The organism is Xiashengella succiniciproducens (genome assembly GCF_023674465.1).
In the GTDB taxonomy this organism is placed as follows: Bacteria; Bacteroidota; Bacteroidia; order Bacteroidales; family Marinilabiliaceae; genus Geofilum; species Geofilum succiniciproducens.
This window is the reverse complement of sequence record NZ_CP098400.1, coordinates 2,239,342-2,264,377: the sequence shown is the minus strand read 5'-3', so window position 1 is coordinate 2,264,377 and position 25,036 is coordinate 2,239,342. Positions and strand designations below refer to the sequence as shown.

Genomic DNA, 25,036 nt, shown 5'->3' with positions numbered 1-25,036 from the left:
GGGCGAAAAGCCTTGCAAAGTGCAATAAAACCGCCATTAGGTATATGCGATGTTATGCTGCGTTTTTTATTTTAATCGTTATAATCTTTAATCAATTCCGTCAAAAAATCTGATGTTTTTTTCAAAATATCAAAATCAACATTACCAATTGTATCATTGGATGTATGTGTCAAGTCCAATACTGTTTCAAATAAATTTGATGAAGTTACTGCAATACAAGGAACTCCTTGAAATGCAAACATTGCATGGTCACCAGCATACCATTGTGAACCTTCTTCAATGTAATCATTTTTAGAAATCTTTGTATCTAACCAAGTTTGCTTACAATCAATAAAATTATAAGTTGACAATGCAGTTTTAGATGCTACATGTCCAGGCGAATCAATATTTATGACAAGTTTTATTTCAGACTTCTCGTTCCCGTTATGCTTTAAATATTCTAATTGCCCAATAACCCCATAATATTCTTCACCATTGAATGGAACAAAATCTATATCATATGCCCCATTATAATCCTTTAAATTGTCTAATATCTGAAATAAAACTTCAATTCCAGCAGCATTATCTATTGCACCTATTGTTCCATATTTAGAGTCCATGTGTGCACAAACAACAATTTTACCTTTCCCATTACTTTTTTTGGAAGCAATAATCTGTCGACCAACAGAATTTTCCGTTTTAGAAGCTATTTTCAATTTGGTTAATCCTTTTCTTCCAGTGATTTTCTCACCTGTTGTTTTATTTGCAAATGCTGATGGAATTAAAAAGTTCCCGTCCTCGAACAATGGGAATGGATTTAGTCCGCACATTGGATGCTTGCCTGTAATAGCAATAATTGCTTTAGGTTGCTTATCTTCCAATAAATCAATTATTGTTTTATGCTCATCGGGATAGTAGAATGGAAAGTTCTTGGGTTGCAACGGTTGCTGGGTTAAATCACCATTAAGTAATACAATTTTATCTGTGATATTTTTATTTTGTAATTCTTCCAGTGTTGAGACTATCTCTAAATCACCAGTTTTTTCAAAGGGCTGAGAAAAAGGGCTGGGGAATAGTTCGTATTGATTGCCATCCAAATCAATATATGAAAAATCTTTAGTCCAACGTTTACAGTCAAATTGTAAAGTAATCGTTTTATATCCAGCTTGAATTGCTTTACTGAGTAAAAAATCGCAAACTTTTTCATTTGAGTCAGTCCCTACAGGTCGTTCTTTTAAAATTTCATCGATAATTGTCATATGTGTTGTTTTTAAAATGCAGCATAACGTGTGGCGATATGGTGCGTGGCTAATCGTCTTGGCATGTATTTTCTGGCCGTTAAGAATACTCTACGGTGAATGAAACTTGCAGTAAATATGAGATTTAGCCATGCACTATAACGCGTGTTGTGCCGACGTACTTTATTTTAATCTCCATTTTACAATTCCCTTTTATCAGTCTTTTTATTGCCATATATATCAACATTTTCTGATTTTGAATATTGTTTCCAATCTCTTAACAACTTATTAAATTCATCAGTATCACAATATTCAAATCTTTTAAGGGCATAATACATTCCTGTTATTGAAACATCATTAAATCTTGAGCGATGTCGTTTTTGGCAATTCGGACACCACATCATAGGGGGTTGAATGTTCAATTCTTTCCGAATCTGGCGTAATTTCTCATTCAAATCGGTAACTAAACTAAAATGCTGTTCAATGGAATAATTTGAATTCCACTTATTCTTAAGAATATCCTTTAATTCTGGAAACCAAGTAGTATGTGCTTGTCCTGCTGGCATAATTAGTCAAATTCCTTTTCAATATCTTTTTGTTCCATTTCTTCGTGGGTTACTCCATAAGGATATCCTCCGCTTGTATACCCAATAATCATTGCAAAATGCTCATCACTTTCAATTTCACAAAAGGCATTTAATTCATTCTCTCGCTTTTTCTTAAATGCAAGTCTTTGCTGTTTAAGTGATTCCATAGATTGACGCAACTGTCTTTCATATTCATCCGAAATTTTAAATCCTAGCAATCTTAATTCTTTAACTGCACAAATTTTGTCAACGGAGTACTTTTTTGAATATCCCTTAACAATATTATTCCCTGAATATGTTTTTATCCAATCCTCTGCAGATTGAAGTCTATATTTTCTATCAGGAGTTTTTTTCATTTATTTACATCATTGCAGGTCTTTTCTAGTATGCGGCACAACGGTTTGCAATATGACCAGTGGCGGAATGCGGGCGACATCCCTGTCAACCGTTACAAAACTTTGAGCGGGGCAGACGCTTTCAAGCTACCACCGCGCCCGACATTGGTTATATTGCTTGTTAACCACTGACATTTTTAGATGTCAAAATATTGCTCCAACTCAATCAATGTTTCATTACTTGTATTTGTGTCTTTAACAATATGACCATCTTCAAGTAAAAGTATTCGATTACACACTTCAGTTACATGTTTTAAATCATGGCTTGAAATCAATATTGTAACACCTTCATTGCTTAGTGCTTTTAATTTTGATTTTAACCAAGATTGAGAACTTGGATCCAGATTAGAAAAAGGTTCATCAAGAATTAGTATCTCTGGTTTTGAAAGGAATGAAGCTAAAATGCCAATTTTATTTTTATTCCCTGCCGACAGTTCTCGAATATATTTACCGGAAAAAGCATCTTGCTTGAAAAATTGCTCATTCTCTTCCAGAAAATCTTTAATATCAGCACTGTTTTTTCCGTGCAAACTTCCAATAAACTCAAAAAATTCAATAGGACTCAAAAAAGGAATAAGAAAACCTTCATTTAGAAATGATCCAGTATAACTTTTCCACTCATCAGAATCTGAAACTTTTATCAATTTTGATGTTACATATCCTTTTGTAGGTTCAATTAAGTCGAGTATTAAGCTAAGCATGGTTGTTTTTCCTGCTCCATTGTTGCCTACTAAACCAACAAAGTCATTTTTGGCTATTTTAAGATTGTCAACGGAAAGAGCCATTTGAGTTCCGTATACTTTTTGAAGATTAAATATCTCAATCATAATTTTCTTATTTTTTTCTAAAACCTACAGCCATTTTATATCTACGTTTCATAAAACGGCTTTCAACCATTTCCAACATATGTTTATTTAATGCTATTCCAATTAATCCTATTACAGCTATTGAATAATAGTAATAGGGAAGAATTCCAAGTATTTTATGTAGAAAATAGATTAATAGCGGAATTCCTATTATTGGTAGAATTACTAAAAATTGCGTTATGCCCGTACCTTGATAGTTCATAAATTGACTTTTACCTAAATCTATATATGATGTATTAAAAGTGCAAAAGAACATCATTATTATTGACGATATACCAATATTATACAATAAGAAAGCGGCATTAATGAAAGCGATTTTTGAACTAATCAACGCGTATGGCAGAACAAGTAAAAATCCGATTGAACTTGATATTGAAAAAAATATGTGTTTCGACTTTATATAGTTGAAATGGGAAATTTTGTTTGTCAAATAACTATCAAAAAATGAACTTTCCCATGAGAATAGGAATTGTCCATAGTTTGTAGAAAACATTGCAGGTAATAAAAGACCTGACAAACTTAATATTATGTAATTATCCAAATTCTCGTTTTTATAGAACATGAAACCATAAAGTACAAACAATCCACTTATATACAAAAGTGATCGAGGTCTTTTGTTTCGTAAAATCATTTTCAATTCAACTCCAATTAGTTGACCTATTTCTCCATAATTATTTAAGAAAGAAAATCCATTACTTTTTTTTATCGTCAATTTTTGAGAATCTTCAATATAAGCGTTGTTTTTTAATATAGTATAGGCCCAATAATAGGATATTACCGCAAATAAAGCTGGAACAAAAATAAAAGTGGTGGTATTTACCAAATAGAAAATAGCTGCTGAAAAATATTCTGATATAGATATGATTTTAGCAATGTCGAGATAAATCAAAAGTCCAACAAATGATAGAAATAGTAGCGATATTAGAGCTTGTCTCGAAAAATATTTCTTTAAGGAAAAATTGAGGAAATTATTTCCAGCAATCAGTGATAATACTGTAACGATCCATAACAAACTGAACTGAAAACTCTGTGTTAGATAAATATTCTTGATAAAAAAAGGGAGTATAAGTAGAATTGCCAATAGATTGAAAAAGCTGAACACACTTTTTATAATTGGATAATGTATTAATGTGTTTTTTTTTATTGGAAGCGTAAGATATGGTTGAATCGAGATGGTTGGTAGTTGTTGAAAGAAAAACCTCGCAATCAAGTCAAATAATAAATAGTAGAATAATAACCTTGTAAATGATTCAATTACATCACAATCTTTAAATACATCAAGCAGTATTTTATCTGCAAAAAAGCTAACTGCAATAAAATTTAATATGAGATACAATCCTAAAATACCAAGTACAATATTTAGTATAATATTCTTTTGCCAAAATGAAGATCGAATTTTCTCTTTCCATTGATGTGTCAATAATTTGTACATATGCTGCTGTTTTTTATGTTTGTGGTTAACGCCCGGCTGTATGCGGTCGGCCGGGGCATTTCTGCCAGTTACGAAAATTTCAGGCCAAGCGCGACTGACGGGCGAGAACGAAACCCACTATATGCTGTGGAGCCCCGGCTGCCGTATCACAGCATGTTGTACCGTCGTGCATTATTATATTATCGTCCAGCTTTTCCGTGAATCTGTCTAACTCTAAGTTTCAAAATTTCCATTTTTGAGTAATAGTCATCCGATTTCAACTGCTTTTCTTTGATTACCGAATCCTTCTCCTCTAAATGAAGAAGTAAAATGCTCATACCATGTTTCTTTTCGTGCAAATCTTTTACAATTTGCATATCACCCCAGAAAACAACAGATTCATATTCATGTCCGCATTCGTCCATTACATATCCTTTATCCTCAATTACTGTCGCACAAACATTTTTGTTAGAATTCAAAAAATCCAACTTGAGACCATTTTTAGCGCAGTGAAAATAAAGTGTATCATTTTCGGCATCATATCCATAACTAAGCGTGACGATATACGGTTCATTCTCTCGACACATTGAAATCACAGCAAATTTTCCTTTTTCAAGGATTCTATCAATGTCTGATTTTTTAGTCAGTTCTCTATTTGGTCGATTATGTAAATGGTAATGCTTCATTATTATTCTTTCTGATTGTCAAGGTTTTAAAAAGGCAGGTTTTCTAAACCTTCATTATCAACCGAATCAGGTTCTTTGTTGTCTTGCTCTTTGAAATGATTATTAAAATCTTTTGCGCTATTTATTAACTCATAGTCTCCATTCAAATAGAAGTCCAAGTCAGTCGCATTTTTCTCGTAAAATTCATCGGCCGGAATGCCATCAATTACATAAACTCTTCGGAATTTCATTTTTCCACCAACGAAGTAAGTCTCTTTTATGAATTCACGTCCGTTTTTATCTATATGAATCTTTTTCACTTATCTATAATCCAAGTTAATTGCACTTCGGTTTTTGCATGCGGTACAACGGGTAGTGTAGCATTAGTGGCGGATTGCGGGCGAATTTCCTTTCAAACCGTTAGATGGTTGATGCGGGAAACGAACCTTTCGGAACGTGCTTCACCCGCCATTAATGCTACACAATGTTAGCGGGCGTTATTTAATTTTCTCTTCAAAATATTTTTAAATCTCTTCACTTTAATTCTTTCAGTATGAGGATACTCTTTCTGAATGGCAATTTCACTTTCTACAAATCCATTGTGGATGGACAAATAGTATTCTCCGCAATTAAAGATTTCATATTCATTCTCATTCAATTTATGCAATGCCATAAAGTATTCTGTTCCTTGCTTAAAAAGACTCAAGTATGGTCGGCAATCATATCCGCGATCACCCCATACTGTTATTGTTTTTCGGTTCTCAATTCCTTTGAAATTTTCAATGATTTCAACAGTCATTTGAACATTAAACCCAAAATTCAGCGTAGAGAATTCAAGCACTTTTCCTTTTATTATTAGATCTTCTTTTAGTCCAACATTAAAAAAATCACCTCCCCAGTCACAATCACAAGCTACTGAATTCAATGGATTAAAAGCAAGTAAAAGCAAAATACATTTCAGATAAGACATGATTTGTGTTTTTATTGCAAGGAAATATTCAAGGGAAAAATAATCTTTACATTCACTGCTCTTCCATTTAATTTCCCCTGTTTCCATTTGGGCATTAAACTTAAAACTCTCAATGTTTCATTATCAAAGTCTTTCTGTAGATTCCGAATAATTTTCAAATCTGTCATTTGACCTGTCGTGTCCACAATGAATTCCACAATTACTTTACAACAAGCATCTATTTCAGCAGGATATTTAAAGTTTGTCACAAAGAATTTCAGCATTTCACTTTGTCCTCCAGGATATTCTGGCATTGAGTCAACTAATAAGTAGAATTCCTTTTTTGAGATTGAATCAATCTGTGATTTGTATTTAATAGAATCTGTTTGGTAATTGACGCTAAACGAATGAATAAAAGGCATAAACAAGAATGCAAGAATCAGTATGACTTGCTTTTCTTTTCTATATAATCTTGTTTCAATTGTCCAAATATTCATTGTAGTTGTTTTTATTCCTATAATGCCCGCTAACGTTCGGCGGTATGTGGCGTTGGCGCAGAGTCGCGGTGGCGCGTGTTTTTGCACTCGTGGTGCGATGCAGGGTTATGATGTTGTTTTGTTTATTCTCGCGTTGGCAAAAACCGTGACACCAGCGGGGGTCCCCGGCGAGAGCCGGGGCAGCCTGTGCCGCCAGCCACAATACTAGTCTTTTTAAACCAGAAAATTCTCGCGGCACAGAAGCCAATGACATATACCGACCTGTTAGCACACGTATTGTTCTAGCCACTGTACCTATAGTGACCTATGATCTTAAATTTGAATAGGCAGTCTTCAACCACCTGACCTGCACCAATATTATGAACGATTTTATACCTGTCTGAGTTGAGGTCTTTGACATTTACCACGAAACCGATGTGTGTTATTCCACCACCAAGATCCCAGCATACAATCTCACCCGGAAGATAGTCTTCTGGCTTTTGGGAAATGGGCAGCTTAATACCTTTTCTTGAGAAGAAAACCATAAGATTTGGCACCCTTCTATGATCAATATTGGTGTCTGTATTTGTTAACCCCCAATTCTTTGGATAGGCTGAAAAGTTAACCTTCATGTCTTCATGTACCTCTTTTTGAAGGTCTATGCCCAGTTTTCTATATGCCCTGATAATTACATCAGTACAAACACCTTTGTTGCTTGGCACATCACCATTGGGGTAGGGGATTGAAAAGTATCTTGGGTCATACGTCACTTGTTGTTTTGTTAACTCTAGAGCAGCACCACTTAGTCTAGAGTAGAAGTCGTTCTGTGCTCCACAAAATTGGGTAAGGATTAATAACCATATTGTTAAGACGAATTTCATAATATGTGTGCTAACGCTACATGTATGAAATGTTTGGGGTTTGCGGGCTCGTCTCTGTCAACCGTTACAAAAGCTGATGCGGTGCAGAATGTTTCAAGTAAGCACTAAACCCCCAAATGTTTTATACATGATGTTAGCCGCTTTGTTTAATATAGTCAAATTTCATCGAATATACTTGCTGTTCAACAAATCCAAATCTTGAAGCATCATAATTATCAAGTAATGCGTCTTCAAGATTTTCTGCTTTTATTCCAGAACCGAGGGCAACGACGTCTGCCGGTGGTAAAATTGTCAATAAATCCCATGAAAGAGGTTTTGTTAATGTGAAATTCTTTTCTAGAACTGGACAAAATTTATACTTATCGTTTTTATCTTGCGGTGGAAAAACAAAATTAATTCCATAACTGTATTTGTTTAAGGAGGTTATTTTGGTTGACAAGTATTTGAGACCTTGAATATTTTTACTCTCAAACGTAATCCATTCCAGAAGTAGACCTGGGATAATATATTCTTCATGAAAAGGTGCGTTTGGATATTTTATTTGGAAGGAACAAGCCATAACTAATGGCCATAATACCAGTTTTTCAATGAATTGGTTTTCAGATATTATGCTTTTTTCAAACTCATCAATGATTAGGTTTAAATCATAGGCCAAATTAAGTACACTTAATGAGTTTGTTGACTTATAGCCTGATATGAAAATATTAGAAAGGTTAGGGCGATTTAACTCTAGCCATGAAACGTAAATTGATGAGCCTAGATATAAACATGGTAAACCTGCAATTGAATATCTTTGGTTAGCAACAAGGTGTCTACAGGAAAATGGGATGTGGAACATTTGATTCCTCTCAATTAAATCAGTTTCACTTTGCCTAAGTCTAAATAGTTTTTGTTTTGTTTTGTTTTCTTTTTCTATGTTTTCAGAGAGGTTTAACAATATGTTTTTCAAAAAAGAGTTTTCGATTAATTCTTGAAAACTTTCAGTTGTTCCTTTCTGGCTACCCCATAAATATTTATTTATAATGTCCAGAAGATTTTTGTTTAATAATTTTATATTGTCTAACTGTTCCTTTATTTTATTGATTAAGGGGAAATTATTAGGCAGATTATCAATCTTTTCGGTATACAAGGACAGTTTTAATTCTAAGGTTCTATGGTAATTTTTGTTTTCATGCGACTTTAAAGGATATTCAAAAGCTTGAGTAGAAAGTCCTTTTCTTAATATTTTTATTTCTTCATCCATGATGTTTTAATAGGTATTGTTTTTTGTTTCCATTACATTGCGGCTAACGGTCACATGTATGAAATGTTGGGGATTGCGGGCTTCATCACTGTCTGCCGTTACAAAAGCTGATGCGGGGCAGAAACTTGCACTTAATTGCCAAACCCCCAATATTTTATACATGATGTTACAGGGCGTTATTCTTTTTTTATCCAATATCTCGGATTAGTTAATATTGTATCAGTATCAACCATATTTCCAAAATATTTCCTTATCTGCTCAATTTCCTTTTTCTTTTCAGTTTCATAAGAATCTATTCTAACCAAAACCATTTCCATTCTCACTTCCATTATCGTTGCCTTTAGATTCACAGATTTCTTTTTAATCAGTCCAGGTGGAAAATGAGAAAATTCATAACTTAATTTATCTCCAATTTTATAGTAGTCAAATCCAACAATATTATTTTCTTTTAAAATTCCGTTTTCAAAAACTAATTGAACATTATGTTTACTATTCGACCATTCGTATTCCTCCTCAAGATACAATCCAGAATATTTATAATCATATGGTGATGAATAAATCAAAAGTTTTGAATTAAACCAATCTGCATACACGTATCCATTTACAAATTTTGGTGAATAATTATTTTGCGTAAAGAAATCAACGATGTTCAATTTTTGGTGAGTCGAGTCAACTTTTTCAACTTCTATAAGTGCAAGTTTATTGTCAATGATTTTCCATGTGGCACGATATCCTCTCCAACATCCAGTGTGGGGAAATGTAAATTCACCGTATGAGAATGGAGATTTCTCAAATTCCAACTTCTCAATAGGAAATGTTTTTAAATAAATCGTGTCGTTATCAATAATTAGCAAATCTGGCATTTGTTCTGTCGAGAAGCAATTCAAACTTGTAATTAGTAATATAAAAATCGTAAATAATTTATTCATATGCAGTGTTTTTCATTAATGCCCTGTAACACCAAAATAGGTGCAATTGCGTTTATGAGTATTATATGATTAGTGAAATAAGTTTGTAAGTGCTTGATTTAACGATGGTATATACTTTTTGTATAAATTTGGTTAGTTTTTAGTTGATTGTGTCATGACGATGTTATAAGTAAGTTATGGTATGACTTCGTCTTCCTCAGCCACAGTGTGACAGGGTTAAGGAAGGTGGTAACTGTAGAGTGCATTACAATTATTGTGAAAATTTATTATTATTCCAATACTTTTTAATAATTCGAAAGTTTTTTTATAGCGACGTAATAAGAATAATTAATAGCATGCCGTTAAGGCATGTATTTTATGTCTTCCAGATTGTTCAGATAAATGAAGGTATTAGACCTGAATAGTGTATATGGCTCATTATTATTCCTTTTCTGCTTAGGTGAGGCGTTTGACTTAGGGAGGATTATGAGGTTTTATTCCATACAAACCTGATTGGGCAACCATACGGTCGAATGGACTAGCAACATTAAGTAAGGCATCATTAATTATATGGGTGTAGCGCTCTGTGGTTTTGATACTTTGATGACCCAGCAACTCTTGCACGTACCGGATATCACGCCCCTCTTCCAGCAAATGGGTGGCAAAACTATGGCGAAGCATGTGCATGTGAACCTTACGTTGAATGCCTGCTGATCTGGCCATCTTCTTTAAAATCAGGGCCATACTGGTTGTGCTGTATTGGGTTCCTGGGCGAGATCCCTCAAACAGATAGACCTTAGGTTTGGCTTGATCCAAGTAGGTTTTTAACCATTCATGTAGGTGCTGCGAAAATAAGGTATATCTATCACGTTTGCCTTTTGAGTCCTTTATAAACAGTAAATTACGTTTCAAATCTACATCTCTCAATCTCAGATTGCGAATTTCGGATCGACGCAGACCTGCTGTGTAGCCAATGGCTATTAACAGCTTATGTTTTAAATTGGTAGTTGTGTTGAGCATAGCGGAAATCTCCGCCAATGAGAAGAAATCGGGCAAATAGAAACCCTTTCTGGGACGCACCACGTGCTTATCTGAAAGCGTCTGATTGTGGATACGCTCAAAGAAAAACTTGAGACTACTCACCAAGATATCTTGCTGGGAAGCCGATCTTCCCCTGTTCAACAGCAAATAATCGCGCACTTCTTCATCTGTGATAAATACCGGATGCTTATAGTTGTAATAGTCTAAAAACCTCATAAAGGCACTCAGGTACATCACCTGTGTCTTAGAACTCAAACTACTTTGCTTTAGAATTACCTCGTACTGTTTACGATATATCGGTGCCAACTTATAATGTCCTAAAATACGATAGAGCTTCCCCTTTATAGTCTTCAAAGAATAAGGCTTTTCATTATCTTCAAATAGGAAAGCTTTTAATGCATAAGTTTGCTTCAACTCGGCTACTAAATTGGTGTAATATTCAAGTGCTAACGCATTGTTTCCTGGCATTCGACAGGGGCCCTGAAAAATTTGCTCTGCATCTTTCGACAAAGTACAAATTTCATTTAAAGGCAGGTTGGCATGATACACCAGGAAAAGCAACATACGATCGCCAGGCGAAGCAATGCCATCGAGCAACGAGCGAATTTCGGTATAGGGAAGGAAGAGCGTCGTCTTTCGTACCTCCGTTTTTTTCGCAAGCGGAAAAAACATCTTATCCCGGCCCAAGACTCTCTCATAAAAGAATTTAATCGCAGCGATCATCTGCTTAAGTTGGGTGGCGGAAAGCAGAATGGCCTGTCTTTTTATATAGCTAAATAAATCACCATACGTCAGCTCCTCTACTACTATCTTTTTATGATCCTGCAAAAATATATGAAAGCAATGCTGATATATTTCTTGTGTTCGAAGGCTCAAACGCCTCAATAACATTGTTTCGGCAAAACGTTTGGACAGCAGTTCAAAGCTATGCGGGAAATTGGCTCTCTGCTCTGACTTTGCTAAAGAAACCACTTGAGGCTTAATGCCAAAACCCCTCAAAATCTCTATGACCTGAACATAAATCACATTATCGCCAGGAAAGACCCATCGCCTGTCTTGTTTCACATAAGTGCCGAGATTCAAGCGGCTCAAAGCATCAAAAACGGAAGTGTTATAACTTTGTTCTACATAGAATTTTTTATGTGCCTTATCAACAGCCACTCGTGCAACCAGCTCCTCCCCGTAGGTTCCCTTCATCACCGAGGTCACTACTTCAACATTATTGGCAAGAGACTTCGAATCAACTGCCTTGTCCTTTTCCGGTTTATCGTCCTGCACAGCCCCCTTCTCCCCATTGCTGAAAATAATTTCCAAATCAGTAGCTCGCTCATACACCTTTGTTAACCAAAGGCGGTAATCTTCGCGATATGGCACATGCCAGCATTTCAAGGATTTACTATAAGCCCGGTCAGGCAGGCTGCGTGTAATAAGATCAAAATCAGATTCCGGAACATAGGAATCTGCCTTTAGGGCTATACGCCGACATCCTTTATGCAAAACTGAAAAGACAAATATGCTAGCCATTGGATGGTTAAGTTAAAGGACTACAACCCTTAATTTAAACCATCGATGAAAAAAAAGCAAGCCCTCGCAATCCTTTGGCTATTCCGTGGTGGTTTCTATGCAGTATATTTATGTTTGGCCAGCCTCTTAAAGCGAGCTTGCTTTGAGGGGGGACTCATGATGACAATAATTCGTAGTGTATTGTAAGTCTCAGAATAGTTTGTTCATTACTTTCTTGATCTCTTCTGCCGGAGGGTTGATTTCAAATACATGGTCAGGCTGCATATATACTATATCATGCTCTGACATAAAGCGCTCTTTACCACCTCCAGTTATATTCAGCATTATTGTTGCATCTTTTGCAATCCGACCCTCTTTAACAACATTAATCAGAGAGGCAACGGCAACTGCCGCGGCTGGTAATATATCTATGCCTTCAAGGTCCTTGAACAGATCGGCTGCAGCCAGTGCTTCGTCGTTGGTCACTTTCAGAACATCTCCACCACTTGCCTTCAGACAGTCATACAGTCCTCCGTGTACCGGATAGGGTGGGAAACGATTGGCAAGCACTTTTGCTACTATGGCTTCCGATTGACGACGAGCTTCGTCATCATCTATTGGTATCAACTGACGTGATCCGGCTTTCCATGCATTATAGATCGCAAGGAAGGGATCATTTTGTGAAACCATCAACTTCATCTTATTTGTGCCAAAACGGCCGTCAACCATTAGACGGTCAACTGCTTCCCAAGCAGCTATGGCACCTGTTCCGCTTCCAATTGCCTGGAAGTAATAATCCGGAATTCGGCCTATAGTGGTAACTGCAGATAGGGTAGTGGTACCCATCCCGTCACGACGAGCTACGTTTCTTGCTCCTCCTTCGGCATAGAAGTCGGGCAGAGTAACTATCTTATTTGAAAGGTGAATTGCATCGAAGTAATCACTGCCTGAACGGGTACATACAAGTTTTACATACTTTGAGTCAATTGGGGTATCAAACCACATCGCATCAAGTGCATCCTCTGGGATGCACAGCAAAAGCGGCATCTTGTTGTCCGAACAAACTCTGGCAAAGGCACGGGCTGTATTACCTGCTGAGGCCACAACGAGTACCCCTTTTGCATTCTCGGGAATACGGCCGCAAACTGAATAGGCCTCTGTTTCCTTGAATGAGCAGGTACGCATCCGTACACCTTTTTCAGGCCAATAACCACTGAAGGTAACGAACAGATTCTCTAACCCCAGATGGTCTCCAAGCCCCTGGCTTTTGTATGTTACAGGGGCAGATGAACCTTCCAGATAACGCATTACAGGTAGCCAGTCATAAAAGCGGAATAGGCCTAATGACGGGTCTTTCAGGTTGATTTGAACCTCCTCATAAATTGTTCTTATGAGTGATGGCTCTTTCTCATTAGGTGCATCCAGTGTCCAGCCCTTGTCACAGAACTGCTGTCCCGTCTTTACTGATTGCAACAAATATTGTGTAGGTATAAATTCCCCGTTCATATCAACTTTTCTTAACTACATCACAAAATTAGATTTAATCACACTAATAAGGGTGGGTATTAATACTTATATGTAGGTTCTTCGTTTTGCATTTTGGTGGTCATAAACTGATATTTACAAAAAATAAATACTTTAGCGGCCAATAGAAATCTAACGAATGATTATCAATATGCGAAAGATCTTTGCCATAGCCATCCTCCTGGCCGTCGTCGGCCAGGCAGGTGCTCAGGATGACACTTCAGAGGTGAAGACAGGATGGAACTTTGGCCTTCTTCCTGCTGTCTCATTTGACTCGGATCTGGGATATCAGTACGGGGGATTGATTAACCTTTATCAATATGGTGACGGAAGTCGTTATCCCAAGTATGACCATTCCCTGTATTTTGAGGTTTCCCGTTACACGAAGGGCAGTGGCATTTACCGCTTTTATTATGATTCCGACCGCCTTCTTGATAATGTAAGAATCACAGCTGATGTGAGTTATTTGCCCGATCAGGCATACGACTTTTTTGGCTTCAACGGATATGAGTCAGTGTACCGAAAAGAGTGGATTGACGAGAGCTCTCCGGAATACAGAACACGCATGTTCTACAAGATGCAGCAGAAGCTCTTCCGCTTCAAGACCGACTTTCAGGGCGCATTGAGTGGCGAATCACTGCGATGGATTGCTGGAATGAATCTTCTGAATTTCAGCATTTCTTCTGTTGATATTGACAGGTTGAATAAAGGTAAGTCGGATGAAGACAAGCTCCCCCCGGTAAAAGATATGCCAGGCTTGTATGAACTTTACCAGGAGTGGGGACTGATTTCTGAGGAGGAGGCTGATGGCGGATTTGTTCCCGAGCTGAAAGCCGGTGTTGTCTATGATACACGTGATAACAGGCCCAACCCAATGAAGGGTATGTGGACTGAGGCTGTAATTATAGCAGCACCTGAATTCCTAGGCGCAGAAAGCGGTTTCATGAAGTTTTCCCTGATGCACCGTCAATATTTTACCCTGATTCCTGAGGATCTGTCGTTTGCATATCGCATTGGATGGCAACAGACTCTTGCAGGGGAGGTCCCCTTTTATTACCAGTCGCAGATCGTTACTTCGGTTATGACCGGAGCATCTTCAACAGGTCTGGGCGGAGCCCGTTCTCTGAGAGGTATGATGCGCAACAGGGTTGTCGGCGACGGTTTTGTGTTCTCCAATTTCGAGATGAGGTGGAAGCCATTGTATTTCAGGGCCATCAAACAGAACTTCTATCTTGGTCTGAATGGTTTTATGGATGCAGGTATGGCTGTTGGTTTGATCAATATTAAGGATAAGCTTGACCCGGCAACTGCTTCTAATTCTGATTATTTCGATTTTGGGGCTGAGGAGCTTCATATTAGCTATGGTGCCGGACTAAGACTGGCGATGAACAAGAACTTTATCATCGCAGTGGATTATGGTATCTCAGCTGATAAAAGGGATGGAGATTCTGGACTCTACATCGGTCTGAATTACCTGTTTTAAAAACTGGCGTGATGGCTTGTCTGAACATCACCTGAGGAAACACCGCTATGTGTCCTGAAAACCATTAAAGGTATCTGATGCTGTGCTTAATGGGTCATGCAGGAAAACAGGGGAGCCGAGACTCCTTGGACGAGAATACCTTAACTTTTCAGATTGCATAAATAGAATAGAGGCTGCCCATATTATTGGACAGCCTCTATTTATTTGTCGTCCTGTAGCGTCACTTCGAAATTGAATCGCGCTAATTGGGGACTATTCCTTCGACCGCCTATTAGTTGTCAATCTCGTTTTGAGTATTGAAAGTAGGAGCGGGTAGACCTACACCGTTAAACAGTGTACCTACACTGCCATTCCTGTAAGCATAGCGGGCACTTACCGGTTTTGAAACCTTTGGAGATGTAAGAACAATAACACTACCGTTGACAGTAGCCTTTGCCTCATAATATACTCCGTCTTCTCCGGCAATTTCAAACTGGTTGGGCTTGCTGTCATCAATTATAAGACCTTCGTTTGCATAGTCGAAGGATATGTGCAGACTCGAACCTTGTACCTCAACGCTTGCAGGTATCGGACCTGAATAAACTACATCCTTACCGTAGTTCTTTGCCAAAGCCCAGAGAGCAAGGCGTTCACCTACTGCTTTCTTATTGGCTGGGTGAATATCCATCACGTTACCAATGTCAAGTGTAGAGATCATACCGGTGTTTGGAATATCCATAGACCTACGTTGAGCTTCCCTAAGGTTGGCTGAAGAAACTGCATTGGCATCTCCATAGTGGTAGGGAGCTATCTGTACATAGTAGAATGAAAGGTCTTCGTTTTCAAACTTAGTGCGCCAGTCAGTTACAAGCATTGACATTAGCTGCATATATTTGTTTGCATTACCTACATTGGACTCTCCCTGATACCATATTGCTCCTCTTAAGGTGTAAGGAACAAGGGCATTGATCATACCATTGTAAAGAGAAGAAGCTGTGTTTTGTGACAGTTGAAGTGACAGGAAGGGACGATCTTTCCATTCCTTGTTTTGTGGGTCAAACACATACAGCTTGCCTTTCTTGAGTTCACCTACCAATGCATATTGCCATTCTCCGGCAAGAGAAATAGCAGCTGTTGCATCACCTTCAGGATGAATACTGAGTTGGTCAGGTCTTCCGCACATACCACCGCCACCTTGGTTGTCAGTGATTTTTACAGCGATAACTGCCTCACCGGCTTTAACTAGTTCGGCTGGAATTGTATAGGTCCTGATAGTCTGATAGAACCCTGATTCTTCATGAGCACCAACTCTCGTTCCGTTAAAGTAGGTTACATCACGGTCATCAATGGGGCCCAGATTGATTGTAAGGTTCTTACCTTCCCATGCAGCTGGTACCTCAATTTTCTTGCGATACCAGATAATACCATCAACTTCACCTGCAGTTTGTTCAAGATAAGCAGGAAGTGTAGCTACCGGCCAGTCTTCTGTGTCAGTAGCAGGATTTGAACAGTATTCATCAAACATGTCAAGACCTACAAAAGGATCCTTACCAGGTGCCCATTGCAATTGCTTGGTTTCATGTTTTACAAGCCATTCGTCATACAGCTTTTCTTCGGGTCCATATTCTTTAAGTTTCTCAACAATACCCTTGTAGTCTGCATCGATGGCAAGCATGTCCTGACTAATCCATGATTCTGCAGGAGTACCACCCCAACTGCTGTGGATGATTCCTACCGGTACAGACAGTTCGGTATTCAGGTTCAATGCAAAGAAGTATGCAGCAGCACTGAATCTTGGTGCAGTTTCAGGAGAAGATACTTCCCATGAACCGCTCACGCTGTCGGCTGGAGCTGCTGTAAAGCTTTTTGCAACAGTAAAGAACCTGATTTCAGGAATGTTGGAATTGGCAATCGCTTCTTCAGAACCTTCAATGAAGCTAAAGGGAGGCATTCCTGCCAGCGTCATCTCCATATTTGACTGACCTGAAGCAAGCCACACTTCACCCAGCATTACATTACTTACTGTGATCTGGGTCTTACGTGCAGATATTGTCAAATCATACGGACCTCCAGCTTCATTTGTAGAGATCCTTGTAAGCCATTTGCCATCAGCATCGGCAACAGCTGAAGCTTCACTACCCCAGCCGGCTACTACTTTTACTTCAGTACCGGGTGCCGCCTTACCCCAGATGGCAACTTCCTGGTTTTGTTGCAAAACCATGTTGTCTGAAATAATTGCAGGAAGGCTCAGATTTGGATCTTTGGCGCATGAGGCCATAACAATTGCGGTCACTATGATCGCAAATGATTTTAAGTTACTACTCATAATTTGGTTGATTTTGTGGATGTTTGTATTAACCTTTCGGATTACAAATTTTCAGGTAAATTTAATAATTATTACTTTGCATGTTTGATTTTTTTCACACCAATGGGTAACAATATTTCCGTGAGAAATAAGGAGGGGGAGTGCGCTTTTGGACTTTCTGTGGTGATTGTCTCATACAACTGCCGGGACTTTCTGCGACTTTGTCTTGATTCGATTTTGTGGGCAAAACGTGATGATATTGAGGTGATTGTGGTGGATAATGCTAGTACAGACTCTACTGTCCAATTGTTAAAAAATGATTATCCCACGGTTGTTGTAGTTGAAAATAGCGAGAACGTTGGATTTGGAAAGGCGTGTAATCAGGGAATGCAAATAGCGCAGGGGCGCTATTTGCTTATGCTCAATCCGGATACTATTGTGCCTGAGAATCTTGCGGACAGGATTTATTTATTTTTGGATACACATCCTGATTGTGGGGCTATGGGTGTTTATATGGCAGACGGATGTGGCAGGTATCTGCCTGAATCCAAGCGCATGGTCCCCACACTATTTAGTTCGTTTTGCAAGTTTACTGGCCTTGCATGGCTGTTTCCACGCTCAGGTCTGTTGGCCTCATATTATGCAGGTCATATCAGGCCTGATCAGACTGCTGAGGTTGAAATTCTTGCAGGTGCTTTTATGGCCTTAAGGCGGGAAGCGGTTGAAGCTGTTGGTGGTTTTGATGAAGACTATTTTATGTATGGAGAGGATGTTGATTTGTCCTGGAGAATGGTACAGTTAGGATGGAAGATATATTACAACCCTGAGATTACTATTATCCATTTCAAGGGTGAGAGCAGTAGCAAGGCCCCATCCTCAATCAAGGCCTTCTATAAAGCAATGGAAACTTTCTATGCAAAGCATTATGATATAGGCAGCAGAGGCCTGCTAATGTTACTGGTAAGAATATCGGCCAGGTTATTGTTGCTTAATGCCCGGCTAAGGAGGCTGATCTGGGGCTCGAATTTGCGAAAGCTCTCTTACCCGATTAAGGGCGACTATCTGGTTTTTAGCGACAATCCTGATTCAATCGCTGACGAGGTGAGTCGCCTGGTTGTTGGAAATCATATAAAAACGGAGGAGGTGGAAAAGAAGAAGCGGATCCCTGTGTGTATTTTGGACTTAAGCACCTGTCATCCGTCAAAAATTATTGATTTTGTTAGAATAAAAGGTTTTTTTTGTAGGAATATCCTTTGGCTCAACCGTCAAAGAACACATATATTTCATCCGTTTGGAGCATCTGAAAGAACAATTGTTACTACATTAGATTAATCTTTGATAAATATAAGTTGTATGCGTACAATTCTTTCTGTATTGATAATCCTGTGTCTGACGGTATTTGGAGCCGAAGCGCAACAGAAGATCGTTAAACTTGCTAAGAGTCATATAGACAGCGAGAGATACAGTGAAGCCATCAGAGTTCTTCAACCGCTGATCTCATCAGGTAATACCAATGGTACCGTTTACCTATATGCCGGAATTGCCTATCTGAGCGAACCCGGAGGGTCTGAACATGCTATAACTTTGTTTGACAAAGCAATAGAACTATTGCCTCTTAAGGGTAGTACCAAGAAAGATGCTGTTGATGCACGCTATTACAAGATGCTGGCACTTCATCAAAGCTATCGCTTTGATGAGGCTTTCAAACAAGGAGAGGAGCTATTGAGTATTATTCCCCGTTCAGACACAGAACTTCTGAATAGCGTAAACAGAGAGCTTACCTATGCACGCAATGCTATTGAACTAGTCGAAAACCCTGTGTCATTGCAGATACAGAATATGGGCAGAGCACTGAATTCACAGTATAAGGAGCACAGTCCTGTGGTTTCTTTGGATGAATCCACCATTTTCTTCACTTCCAATCGTCCTCAGACTGGTTTGGTTAAAGATGATGGAGGTTATTTTGAGTGTATTTATGTGAGTTACTGGCGCAATGGAAGCTGGACAGCAGCCCAACCTTTGCAACTTCCCGGTTCGTACTATGGCAACAGAGCTACTGTTAGTGTTAGTGCAGACGGCAATTCCGTGATCTTCTACCAAAATGATGGTGTTATTGGTAACCTGTATGAAAGTCGTCTGGTTTTTGGTCAGTGGACTGAGCCAACTCCATTCCCTGCACCTATTAATTCAGGATCAAATGAGACTCACGCCAGCCTCAGCCTAGATGGTCAGATTATAGTTTTTACAAGTGACAGGCCAGGTGGTTATGGGGGCAAGGATATTTACATTTCTTACAAACTGCCTGATGGTAGCTGGGGAACACCAATCAATCTTGGACCCAATATTAACACGGATCTTGATGAAGATAGCCCCTTCCTTCACCCGGATGGTGTGACTTTGTATTTTTCATCAGAAGGTCATAACTCAATGGGAGGACACGATATCTTCTATTCAGTGATGGACGAAAAGGGTGAGTGGGGCAAGGCTGTTAACATGGGATACCCGGTCAATACGGTTTTTGATGACAAGTTCTTCCTACCTACTCCTGACGGACAAAGGGTTTACTATGCCTCATCTCAGCAAAATGAAGGCTATGGTGATATGGACATCTATCTGATAGCCTTACCACATGATGATGAGAGATCGCTTGCTGTAGTGTCCCGTTTCATCTATGACGAAAAGGGTATGCCTTTCAGTGATGTGCTGGTTAGGGTTTATGACAATGACACTAACACTCTACAGGGAGTATTCAGACCCAATACCCTAAGCGGTAAGTTTGTTGCTGTTCTTAATGCAGGTATGAATTACAGGATGGAGCTGGAGGCTCAAGGTTATGAAAGGATTAGAGAGACTTTCAAGATAGATCTCAGAGAAGTTTATGGCACACGTCAAAGAGCGTTTTATCTGGATCCTATAATTCTGAAACCTCTTAATAGTGCCGAATAGAAGAGACTGTGCATGATTAGCAATAATGTAGTAGTTCTGCGTGCTGTGGAGCACGCAGATGTGGATCTGCTTTACAAGTGGGAAAATGACATGGAGCTATGGCCTGTGAGTAACACTCTCAGGCCTTTTAGCAGAGCCCAAATTGAAAGGTATGTAAAGAATGCCGCATTGGATGTGTACCAGACAAAGCAGCTACGCCTGATGATTGATACTGCTGAAGAAGGCGAAACTGTGGGCATGATTGATATGTTTGATTTCGATCCTTTCCACAGCAGAGCCGGGCTGGGAATAATGCTCAATGCCAGATGGCGTTCCAAAGGACTTGCCTCAGCAGCTCTTTCCCTGTTTATTGAATATGCATTCAATACTCTGGGTTTGCATCAGCTCTATTGCAATATTGCTGCATCCAATACTCCAAGTCTCAATCTTTTTGAATCAAAAGGGTTTACCCTTGTAGGCGTGAAAAAGGAGTGGCTCAAAACCACACAGGGATTTGAGGATGAACTGCTATATCAACTGCTTGCAAGGAAATAAATCTGTGAGGTCCTGGCATGATCTAAGTGGGACTGAGTTGCAGTTTGTGTGGGCCGGGAGACATGACGGGAGGACCCTAACAGGGCAGTTACAATCGTGACGTGGGTAGGATGTGTTTTAGATGAGTCAGGTAGGCCTTTGTGATAAGGTAGTTCTAATCAGCTGTATTAATCTCCTCGTAGGAGGGAAACTCCTTCAATAGTCTGGGTTCACTACCGTTTAGCTCTACACAGAAATGTGTCAAACCATTGGTAAGTATCACATATTTTACTTTTAGTGGTATATTGTACCGCGCTGCCTGATTAAGCGTTTCTCCGCTTATTGTAACAGACGGAGCCTTGCACTCAACGATCAGAGCCGGTTCACCACGACGGTTGTATAGTACTATGTCGGCTCTTTGTCTGAGGCTGTTGACTATGACCAATGTTTCAATAGCCATTAGTGATGCTGGGTACCCAAGACATATCATAAAGTGAATGAAATGTTGCCTTACCCACTCTTCTGGAGTCAGAGCTACATATTTCTTTCTGATGATGTCAAATATCTGTTGTTTCCCTTTGACTTCCCTTATTTTTGCTTCAAACTTGGGCAAGTTGAGTTCCTGCATATTGCTTATATTTGTGCGCAAATTAGCATAAAATCGGCAAAATACCCTATATTAGAAGTTTCCGATCGATTTGTTCAGAAAGGATAAATCTTTGTCAAAATGAAAACTAAAAGTGAAATAGTTGATAACTGGTTACCAAGATATACGGGCCGCCCGTTGGACCAGTTTACCGAGTATATACTGCTCACCAATTTCAATTATTACGTTGAGCTCTTTGCCAAATGGTTCGACGTGCCAATGATCGAAGGTGTCAACATGCCCAATGCCAGTGCCAATGGTGTTACTATCATCAATTTCGGTATGGGTAGTCCCAATGCTGCTACAGTGATGGATCTGCTTAGTGCTATCAAGCCGAAGGCGGTGTTGTTTCTTGGTAAATGCGGTGGTCTGAAGGATATCAATAAGCTTGGAGATTTTATACTCCCAATCGCTGCTATCAGGCATGAAGGTACATCAAATGACTACCTCCCACCGGAAGTGCCGGCTCTTCCGGCCTTTAGTCTGCAACGTGCAGTGTCATCTGCCATCCGTGACGAAGGCCAGGATTATTATACTGGTACGGTATTTACCACTAACCGCAGGGTGTGGGAATATGATGATGATTTCAAGAGGTACCTTGCTAAGACCAGGGCTATGGCTATTGATATGGAGACAGCCACTATTTTTACTGTCGGCTTTGCCAACTCAATTCCTACAGGAGCATTGCTTCTTGTCTCAGACCAACCGATGATTTCGAGTGGTATCAAAACTGCAGCGAGTGATAAAAAGGTTACCACTGAGTTTGTCGATACTCATATCCGTGTTGGAATAAAGGCTCTTGAAGAGTTGCTTCATAATGGCAAATCAGTAAAGCACCTGAAATTTGAAAATTAGCAACTGAATGACTTTTGAGGAGATTATAGCCCAGGCCGGGAAGCAGGAATTCTACCCCATTTATTTTTTACATGGAGAGGAACCCTATTTCATCGACAAGATTGCTGATACAGTTCAGCAATATGCCCTGAAAGAGGAGGAGAGGGGGTTTAATGAGACTATCCTGTATGGCAAGGATACTGATGTGATTAATCTTATCCATGCCGCCAAGCGTTACCCCATGGGTGCACCCCGGCAGCTTATTATCCTCAGGGAAGCGCAGCAGTTGGATAAGATAGAGATGCTTGAAAACTATTTCGAGCATCCTCAGCCTAGTACTATCCTGGTTATTTGTTACAAATACAAAAGTCCGGACAAGCGAACTAAGTTCTTTAATGCTCTTAAAAAGCAGAAACTGGCTCTCATCTTTGAATCCAAGAAGCTATATGAGAACCAGATGGCGCAGTGGATATCCGAACATGTAAGAAGCCGTTCACGAACAATAGACCCAAAGGCTGCTGTAATGCTTGTTGACTTCCTTGGTAATGAATTGGAGAAGGTAGTGCAGGCCATCGACAAACTGGAGGTTGTCCTGGGACCTTCGACTAAACATATTACTGTTGACCATGTCTCTGACAACATTGGTATCAATAAGGAGTACAATACATTTGAGCTACAGAATGCCATTCTGAACAAAGATGTGCTAAAGGCAAACAGAATTGTTAAGGTCTTTGCGGCAAATCCTAACGAGTATCCAATGCCTGCAATAGTCTCTTTACTGTTCTCGTTTTTCAGCAAGGTGCTGTTGTTCCACTACCTGCCTGACAAGAATAATAAGGATGCAGTTGCTTCAGCTCTTAAGATACACCCCTTCTTTGTGAAGGACTATCAGATGGCAGCTCGCAATTACAAGGGCATAAAGGTGCTGGAAATTATTTCTCTGCTGAGGGAGTACGATATGAAGTCCAAAGGTTATGGCAATGTCAATGCGTCCAGTGGGGAGTTGCTCAGAGAACTAGTTTTCAAGATAATGCACTAGTCTGTGATGCACCTGATTGTGATGGGCTGACTGTCATGGGACAGGAGATGTGATTACCAGATGGATTTACTAAACTGAATATCTGTTGCATAGTTTGTCTTTTTGAAGGATGGAAGAGAAATGGTATGAAAGGAAATTTCTGGTTCACGACGGAATCCTGATTCCGGCGGGGCGTCCTTTGCTTGATACATCAAACAGAGCCTTCCGCTATGGTGATGCAGTATTTGAGACTGTGCGTGTTAATAAGGGGCGGGTTTTGTTCTGGGACAGACATTATACAAGGCTTATTACGGCCATGTCAATTCTAAGAATGTCAGTCCCATCCTTACCATCCAAGGAACAGCTTCATGAAAGCATTATTGATTTGGTTGTAAAAAATCGAATCTTCTACGATGCCAGAATCAGGCTCACGGTATTCCGAAAGGGAGGAGGTCTGTACAGACCTCAGAAATTGCAGGTTTCCTGGATAATAGAGGCCGAAGATCTTGGGCACACCGGTTATACCTTCCCGGAAAGGGGATTGAAAGTGGGAATCTACACAGACTTCCCCAAGAACCTGTCACCTATATCTCCATTTAAGAGCTGCTCTTCCATACCTTATGTTCTGGCTGGTATCTTTTGTGATGATAATGGACTGGACGACTGTCTGATTATTAATGACAAGGGCAAAATTATTGAGTCATACAATTCAAGCCTGTTTTGGGTGAAGGACAATGCTGTGTTTACGCCCCTTGTTTCTTCAGGGTGCATTGATGGAGTGTACAGAAAAGCAGTTATGGATGCAGCTGCAAAACTTGGAATTAATACGACTGAGAATGCAGGAGCCACGAAGGACGATCTGACCAATGCAGATGAAATATTTCTTTGCAATGTAATCAGCGGAATAAGATGGGTCTCAGCGCTGGATGACCGCCGATACTATGCCGGAGTAGCAAAAAGACTCCAGCAGGAAATCAACAATATCTGTCGCTCCTAATTGTATGTTGGATTTGCCGGGAAATTTGACCAGGTCTTGTAAATATCCCCTAGACTTGCAAGACTTTCTTTCCAGATAGTAGTGCTTTCCGAATTCATAATAACCTTGTCATCCAGAGTACTAACTATCCATGAATTGTCAGCTATCTCTGTCTCAAGCTGACCGGGTGACCATCCGGCATAACCTGCAAAGAAACGTACATTCCTGCGGTCTGCTGCACCACTGTTGATTAGTTCCTTGACCTTCTCGAAATCACCACCCCAATATATTGAAGGTGTTACCTTGATAGAGCCCGGAACCATAGTCCCCAGTGTATGGATAAAGTGCAGGGTATTGGAAGACACTGGTCCTCCAATGTATAACTCCCCGTCAAAATTAAACAGACCCTCAATCACTTCATCAGGATATACGTCTGTAGCTTTGTTGAGTACAAAACCAACAGAACCCTCACTTCCGTGCTCAGTAAGCAGAATTATTGAACGGGCAAAATAAGGTCCTTGCAGGAAGGGTTCAGCAATCAGTACCCGGCCCTTCTCTGGATGTATTGTCTTGTGCTTAGCCTGAAATATGTTAATGTCCAGCTTTTTCATGTCTCTCCTTTTTCAAAGGCATTAAACAATATTCTCCTGCTCTTTCCGGTATACTGTCA

At 39.5% G+C, this 25,036-nt stretch carries 24 protein-coding genes; 7 read left to right on the top strand and 17 right to left on the bottom strand.

Translation table 11 applies throughout. The annotated features are described in order from the left end of the window. Window positions 1-71 precede the first annotated feature (71 nt). The 14 genes from M9189_RS09455 to M9189_RS09390 form a co-directional block, all read right to left on the bottom strand. Window positions 72-1,238 carry a M28 family metallopeptidase gene (locus M9189_RS09455; RefSeq protein WP_250722686.1) on the bottom strand — a complete coding sequence of 389 codons (1,167 nt, stop codon included), beginning with the start codon at window positions 1,236-1,238 and terminating at the stop codon, window positions 72-74. Between the two features lie 179 nt (window positions 1,239-1,417). Continuing rightward, window positions 1,418-1,783, bottom strand: coding sequence for a hypothetical protein (locus tag M9189_RS09450; RefSeq protein WP_062129131.1), 366 nt, complete (start codon window positions 1,781-1,783; stop codon window positions 1,418-1,420). Window positions 1,784-1,785: 2 nt separating this feature from the next. Next, window positions 1,786-2,160, bottom strand: coding sequence for a hypothetical protein (locus M9189_RS09445; protein ID WP_250722684.1), 375 nt, complete (start codon window positions 2,158-2,160; stop codon window positions 1,786-1,788). 176 nt (window positions 2,161-2,336) lie between these two features. Beyond that, a complete protein-coding gene (locus M9189_RS09440; protein WP_250722682.1) occupies window positions 2,337-3,026 on the bottom strand; it encodes an ABC transporter ATP-binding protein in 690 nt (229 codons plus the stop codon). A gap of 7 nt (window positions 3,027-3,033) precedes the next feature. After that, window positions 3,034-4,497 carry a DUF5687 family protein gene (locus M9189_RS09435; RefSeq protein WP_250722680.1) on the bottom strand — a complete coding sequence of 488 codons (1,464 nt, stop codon included), beginning with the start codon at window positions 4,495-4,497 and terminating at the stop codon, window positions 3,034-3,036. A gap of 179 nt (window positions 4,498-4,676) precedes the next feature. Then, window positions 4,677-5,162 (bottom strand): pyridoxamine 5'-phosphate oxidase family protein, encoded by a 486-nt coding sequence (locus M9189_RS09430; protein ID WP_088656370.1) that lies wholly within the window; start codon window positions 5,160-5,162, stop codon window positions 4,677-4,679. Between the two features lie 26 nt (window positions 5,163-5,188). Then, window positions 5,189-5,461, bottom strand: a complete 273-nt coding sequence (locus tag M9189_RS09425; RefSeq protein ID WP_088656369.1) for a hypothetical protein — start codon at window positions 5,459-5,461, stop codon at window positions 5,189-5,191. Window positions 5,462-5,628: 167 nt separating this feature from the next. Next, window positions 5,629-6,198: a hypothetical protein gene (locus M9189_RS09420; RefSeq protein ID WP_250722678.1), complete on the bottom strand. Its 570-nt coding sequence runs from the start codon at window positions 6,196-6,198 to the stop codon at window positions 5,629-5,631. Beyond that, on the bottom strand, window positions 6,123-6,587 hold the full coding sequence (locus tag M9189_RS09415) for an energy transducer TonB (RefSeq protein ID WP_250722676.1): 465 nt from the start codon (window positions 6,585-6,587) through the stop codon (window positions 6,123-6,125). Before M9189_RS09415 ends, M9189_RS09420 begins: the two co-directional genes overlap by 76 nt. Window positions 6,588-6,868: 281 nt before the next feature. After that, the gene (locus M9189_RS09410; RefSeq protein WP_250722675.1) at window positions 6,869-7,447 is read right to left on the bottom strand and encodes a DUF1287 domain-containing protein; all 579 of its coding nucleotides are present in this window, start codon (window positions 7,445-7,447) and stop codon (window positions 6,869-6,871) included. 133 nt (window positions 7,448-7,580) lie between these two features. Beyond that, entirely contained in the window at window positions 7,581-8,690 is a 1,110-nt protein-coding gene (locus M9189_RS09405) for a hypothetical protein (protein ID WP_250722673.1), read from the bottom strand. Between the two features lie 176 nt (window positions 8,691-8,866). Beyond that, window positions 8,867-9,619, bottom strand: coding sequence for a hypothetical protein (locus tag M9189_RS09400; protein WP_250722671.1), 753 nt, complete (start codon window positions 9,617-9,619; stop codon window positions 8,867-8,869). A 453-nt stretch (window positions 9,620-10,072) separates the two neighbouring features. Further along, window positions 10,073-12,163, bottom strand: coding sequence for a tyrosine-type recombinase/integrase (locus M9189_RS09395; RefSeq protein WP_250722669.1), 2,091 nt, complete (start codon window positions 12,161-12,163; stop codon window positions 10,073-10,075). A gap of 189 nt (window positions 12,164-12,352) precedes the next feature. Continuing rightward, entirely contained in the window at window positions 12,353-13,648 is a 1,296-nt protein-coding gene (locus M9189_RS09390) for a cysteate synthase (protein ID WP_250722667.1), read from the bottom strand. Between the two features lie 169 nt (window positions 13,649-13,817). On the opposite strand from M9189_RS09390, the gene omp85 reads away from it, so the two are divergent. After that, on the top strand, window positions 13,818-15,149 hold the full coding sequence (gene omp85 / locus M9189_RS09385; protein ID WP_250722666.1) for an Omp85 family outer membrane protein: 1,332 nt from the start codon (window positions 13,818-13,820) through the stop codon (window positions 15,147-15,149). A 271-nt stretch (window positions 15,150-15,420) separates the two neighbouring features. On the opposite strand, the gene M9189_RS09380 is transcribed toward omp85, so the two are convergent. Next, entirely contained in the window at window positions 15,421-17,454 is a 2,034-nt protein-coding gene (locus M9189_RS09380) for a sialate O-acetylesterase (protein ID WP_250722664.1), read from the bottom strand. 120 nt (window positions 17,455-17,574) lie between these two features. On the opposite strand from M9189_RS09380, the gene M9189_RS09375 reads away from it, so the two are divergent. Genes M9189_RS09375 through M9189_RS09365 form a run of 3 tightly spaced genes read left to right on the top strand, consistent with a single transcriptional unit; the run spans window position 17,575 to window position 20,913 of the window. Then, complete coding sequence (locus M9189_RS09375; RefSeq protein WP_250722663.1) at window positions 17,575-18,765, top strand: glycosyltransferase family 2 protein; 1,191 nt, start codon at window positions 17,575-17,577, stop codon at window positions 18,763-18,765. 21 nt (window positions 18,766-18,786) lie between these two features. Continuing rightward, window positions 18,787-20,379 (top strand): hypothetical protein, encoded by a 1,593-nt coding sequence (locus tag M9189_RS09370; RefSeq protein WP_250722661.1) that lies wholly within the window; start codon window positions 18,787-18,789, stop codon window positions 20,377-20,379. A gap of 12 nt (window positions 20,380-20,391) precedes the next feature. Continuing rightward, window positions 20,392-20,913, top strand: a complete 522-nt coding sequence (locus tag M9189_RS09365; protein ID WP_250722659.1) for a GNAT family N-acetyltransferase — start codon at window positions 20,392-20,394, stop codon at window positions 20,911-20,913. Between the two features lie 154 nt (window positions 20,914-21,067). On the opposite strand, the gene M9189_RS09360 is transcribed toward M9189_RS09365, so the two are convergent. Beyond that, the gene (locus M9189_RS09360; protein ID WP_250722652.1) at window positions 21,068-21,520 is read right to left on the bottom strand and encodes a type I restriction enzyme HsdR N-terminal domain-containing protein; all 453 of its coding nucleotides are present in this window, start codon (window positions 21,518-21,520) and stop codon (window positions 21,068-21,070) included. 99 nt (window positions 21,521-21,619) lie between these two features. Here M9189_RS09360 and M9189_RS09355 point away from each other — a divergent pair, with 99 nt between their 5' ends. The 3 genes from M9189_RS09355 (at window position 21,620) to M9189_RS09345 (ending at window position 24,387) form a co-directional block, all read left to right on the top strand. Further along, window positions 21,620-22,393 (top strand): AMP nucleosidase, encoded by a 774-nt coding sequence (locus M9189_RS09355; RefSeq protein ID WP_250722651.1) that lies wholly within the window; start codon window positions 21,620-21,622, stop codon window positions 22,391-22,393. Window positions 22,394-22,400: 7 nt separating this feature from the next. After that, on the top strand, window positions 22,401-23,411 hold the full coding sequence (holA, locus tag M9189_RS09350; RefSeq protein ID WP_250722649.1) for a DNA polymerase III subunit delta: 1,011 nt from the start codon (window positions 22,401-22,403) through the stop codon (window positions 23,409-23,411). Between the two features lie 109 nt (window positions 23,412-23,520). Next, entirely contained in the window at window positions 23,521-24,387 is an 867-nt protein-coding gene (locus M9189_RS09345; protein WP_250722647.1) for an aminotransferase class IV, read from the top strand. Here the strand turns inward: M9189_RS09345 and M9189_RS09340 are convergent. Further along, window positions 24,384-24,977, bottom strand: a complete 594-nt coding sequence (locus M9189_RS09340) for a YqgE/AlgH family protein (protein ID WP_250722646.1) — start codon at window positions 24,975-24,977, stop codon at window positions 24,384-24,386. The two genes, M9189_RS09345 and M9189_RS09340, sit on opposite strands and share 4 nt — an antisense overlap. Between the last annotated feature and the right edge of the window lie 59 nt (window positions 24,978-25,036).

Excerpts from the sequence above, each read along its gene's own strand:
- M9189_RS09455 (WP_250722686.1), bottom strand. The coding sequence starts at position 1,238 with ATGACAATTATCGATGAAATTTTAAAAGAACGACCTGTAGGGACTGAC.
- M9189_RS09450 (WP_062129131.1), bottom strand. The coding sequence starts at position 1,783 with ATGCCAGCAGGACAAGCACATACTACTTGGTTTCCAGAATTAAAGGAT.
- M9189_RS09445 (WP_250722684.1), bottom strand. The coding sequence starts at position 2,160 with ATGAAAAAAACTCCTGATAGAAAATATAGACTTCAATCTGCAGAGGAT.
- M9189_RS09440 (WP_250722682.1), bottom strand. The coding sequence starts at position 3,026 with ATGATTGAGATATTTAATCTTCAAAAAGTATACGGAACTCAAATGGCT.
- M9189_RS09435 (WP_250722680.1), bottom strand. The coding sequence starts at position 4,497 with ATGTACAAATTATTGACACATCAATGGAAAGAGAAAATTCGATCTTCA.
- M9189_RS09430 (WP_088656370.1), bottom strand. The coding sequence starts at position 5,162 with ATGAAGCATTACCATTTACATAATCGACCAAATAGAGAACTGACTAAA.
- M9189_RS09420 (WP_250722678.1), bottom strand. The coding sequence starts at position 6,198 with ATGGAAACAGGGGAAATTAAATGGAAGAGCAGTGAATGTAAAGATTAT.
- M9189_RS09415 (WP_250722676.1), bottom strand. The coding sequence starts at position 6,587 with ATGAATATTTGGACAATTGAAACAAGATTATATAGAAAAGAAAAGCAA.
- M9189_RS09410 (WP_250722675.1), bottom strand. The coding sequence starts at position 7,447 with ATGAAATTCGTCTTAACAATATGGTTATTAATCCTTACCCAATTTTGT.
- M9189_RS09405 (WP_250722673.1), bottom strand. The coding sequence starts at position 8,690 with ATGGATGAAGAAATAAAAATATTAAGAAAAGGACTTTCTACTCAAGCT.
- M9189_RS09400 (WP_250722671.1), bottom strand. The coding sequence starts at position 9,619 with ATGAATAAATTATTTACGATTTTTATATTACTAATTACAAGTTTGAAT.
- M9189_RS09395 (WP_250722669.1), bottom strand. The coding sequence starts at position 12,163 with ATGGCTAGCATATTTGTCTTTTCAGTTTTGCATAAAGGATGTCGGCGT.
- M9189_RS09390 (WP_250722667.1), bottom strand. The coding sequence starts at position 13,648 with ATGAACGGGGAATTTATACCTACACAATATTTGTTGCAATCAGTAAAG.
- omp85 (WP_250722666.1), top strand. The coding sequence starts at position 13,818 with ATGCGAAAGATCTTTGCCATAGCCATCCTCCTGGCCGTCGTCGGCCAG.
- M9189_RS09380 (WP_250722664.1), bottom strand. The coding sequence starts at position 17,454 with ATGAGTAGTAACTTAAAATCATTTGCGATCATAGTGACCGCAATTGTT.
- M9189_RS09370 (WP_250722661.1), top strand. The coding sequence starts at position 18,787 with ATGCGTACAATTCTTTCTGTATTGATAATCCTGTGTCTGACGGTATTT.
- M9189_RS09365 (WP_250722659.1), top strand. The coding sequence starts at position 20,392 with ATGATTAGCAATAATGTAGTAGTTCTGCGTGCTGTGGAGCACGCAGAT.
- M9189_RS09360 (WP_250722652.1), bottom strand. The coding sequence starts at position 21,520 with ATGCAGGAACTCAACTTGCCCAAGTTTGAAGCAAAAATAAGGGAAGTC.
- M9189_RS09355 (WP_250722651.1), top strand. The coding sequence starts at position 21,620 with ATGAAAACTAAAAGTGAAATAGTTGATAACTGGTTACCAAGATATACG.
- holA (WP_250722649.1), top strand. The coding sequence starts at position 22,401 with ATGACTTTTGAGGAGATTATAGCCCAGGCCGGGAAGCAGGAATTCTAC.
- M9189_RS09345 (WP_250722647.1), top strand. The coding sequence starts at position 23,521 with ATGGAAGAGAAATGGTATGAAAGGAAATTTCTGGTTCACGACGGAATC.
- M9189_RS09340 (WP_250722646.1), bottom strand. The coding sequence starts at position 24,977 with ATGAAAAAGCTGGACATTAACATATTTCAGGCTAAGCACAAGACAATA.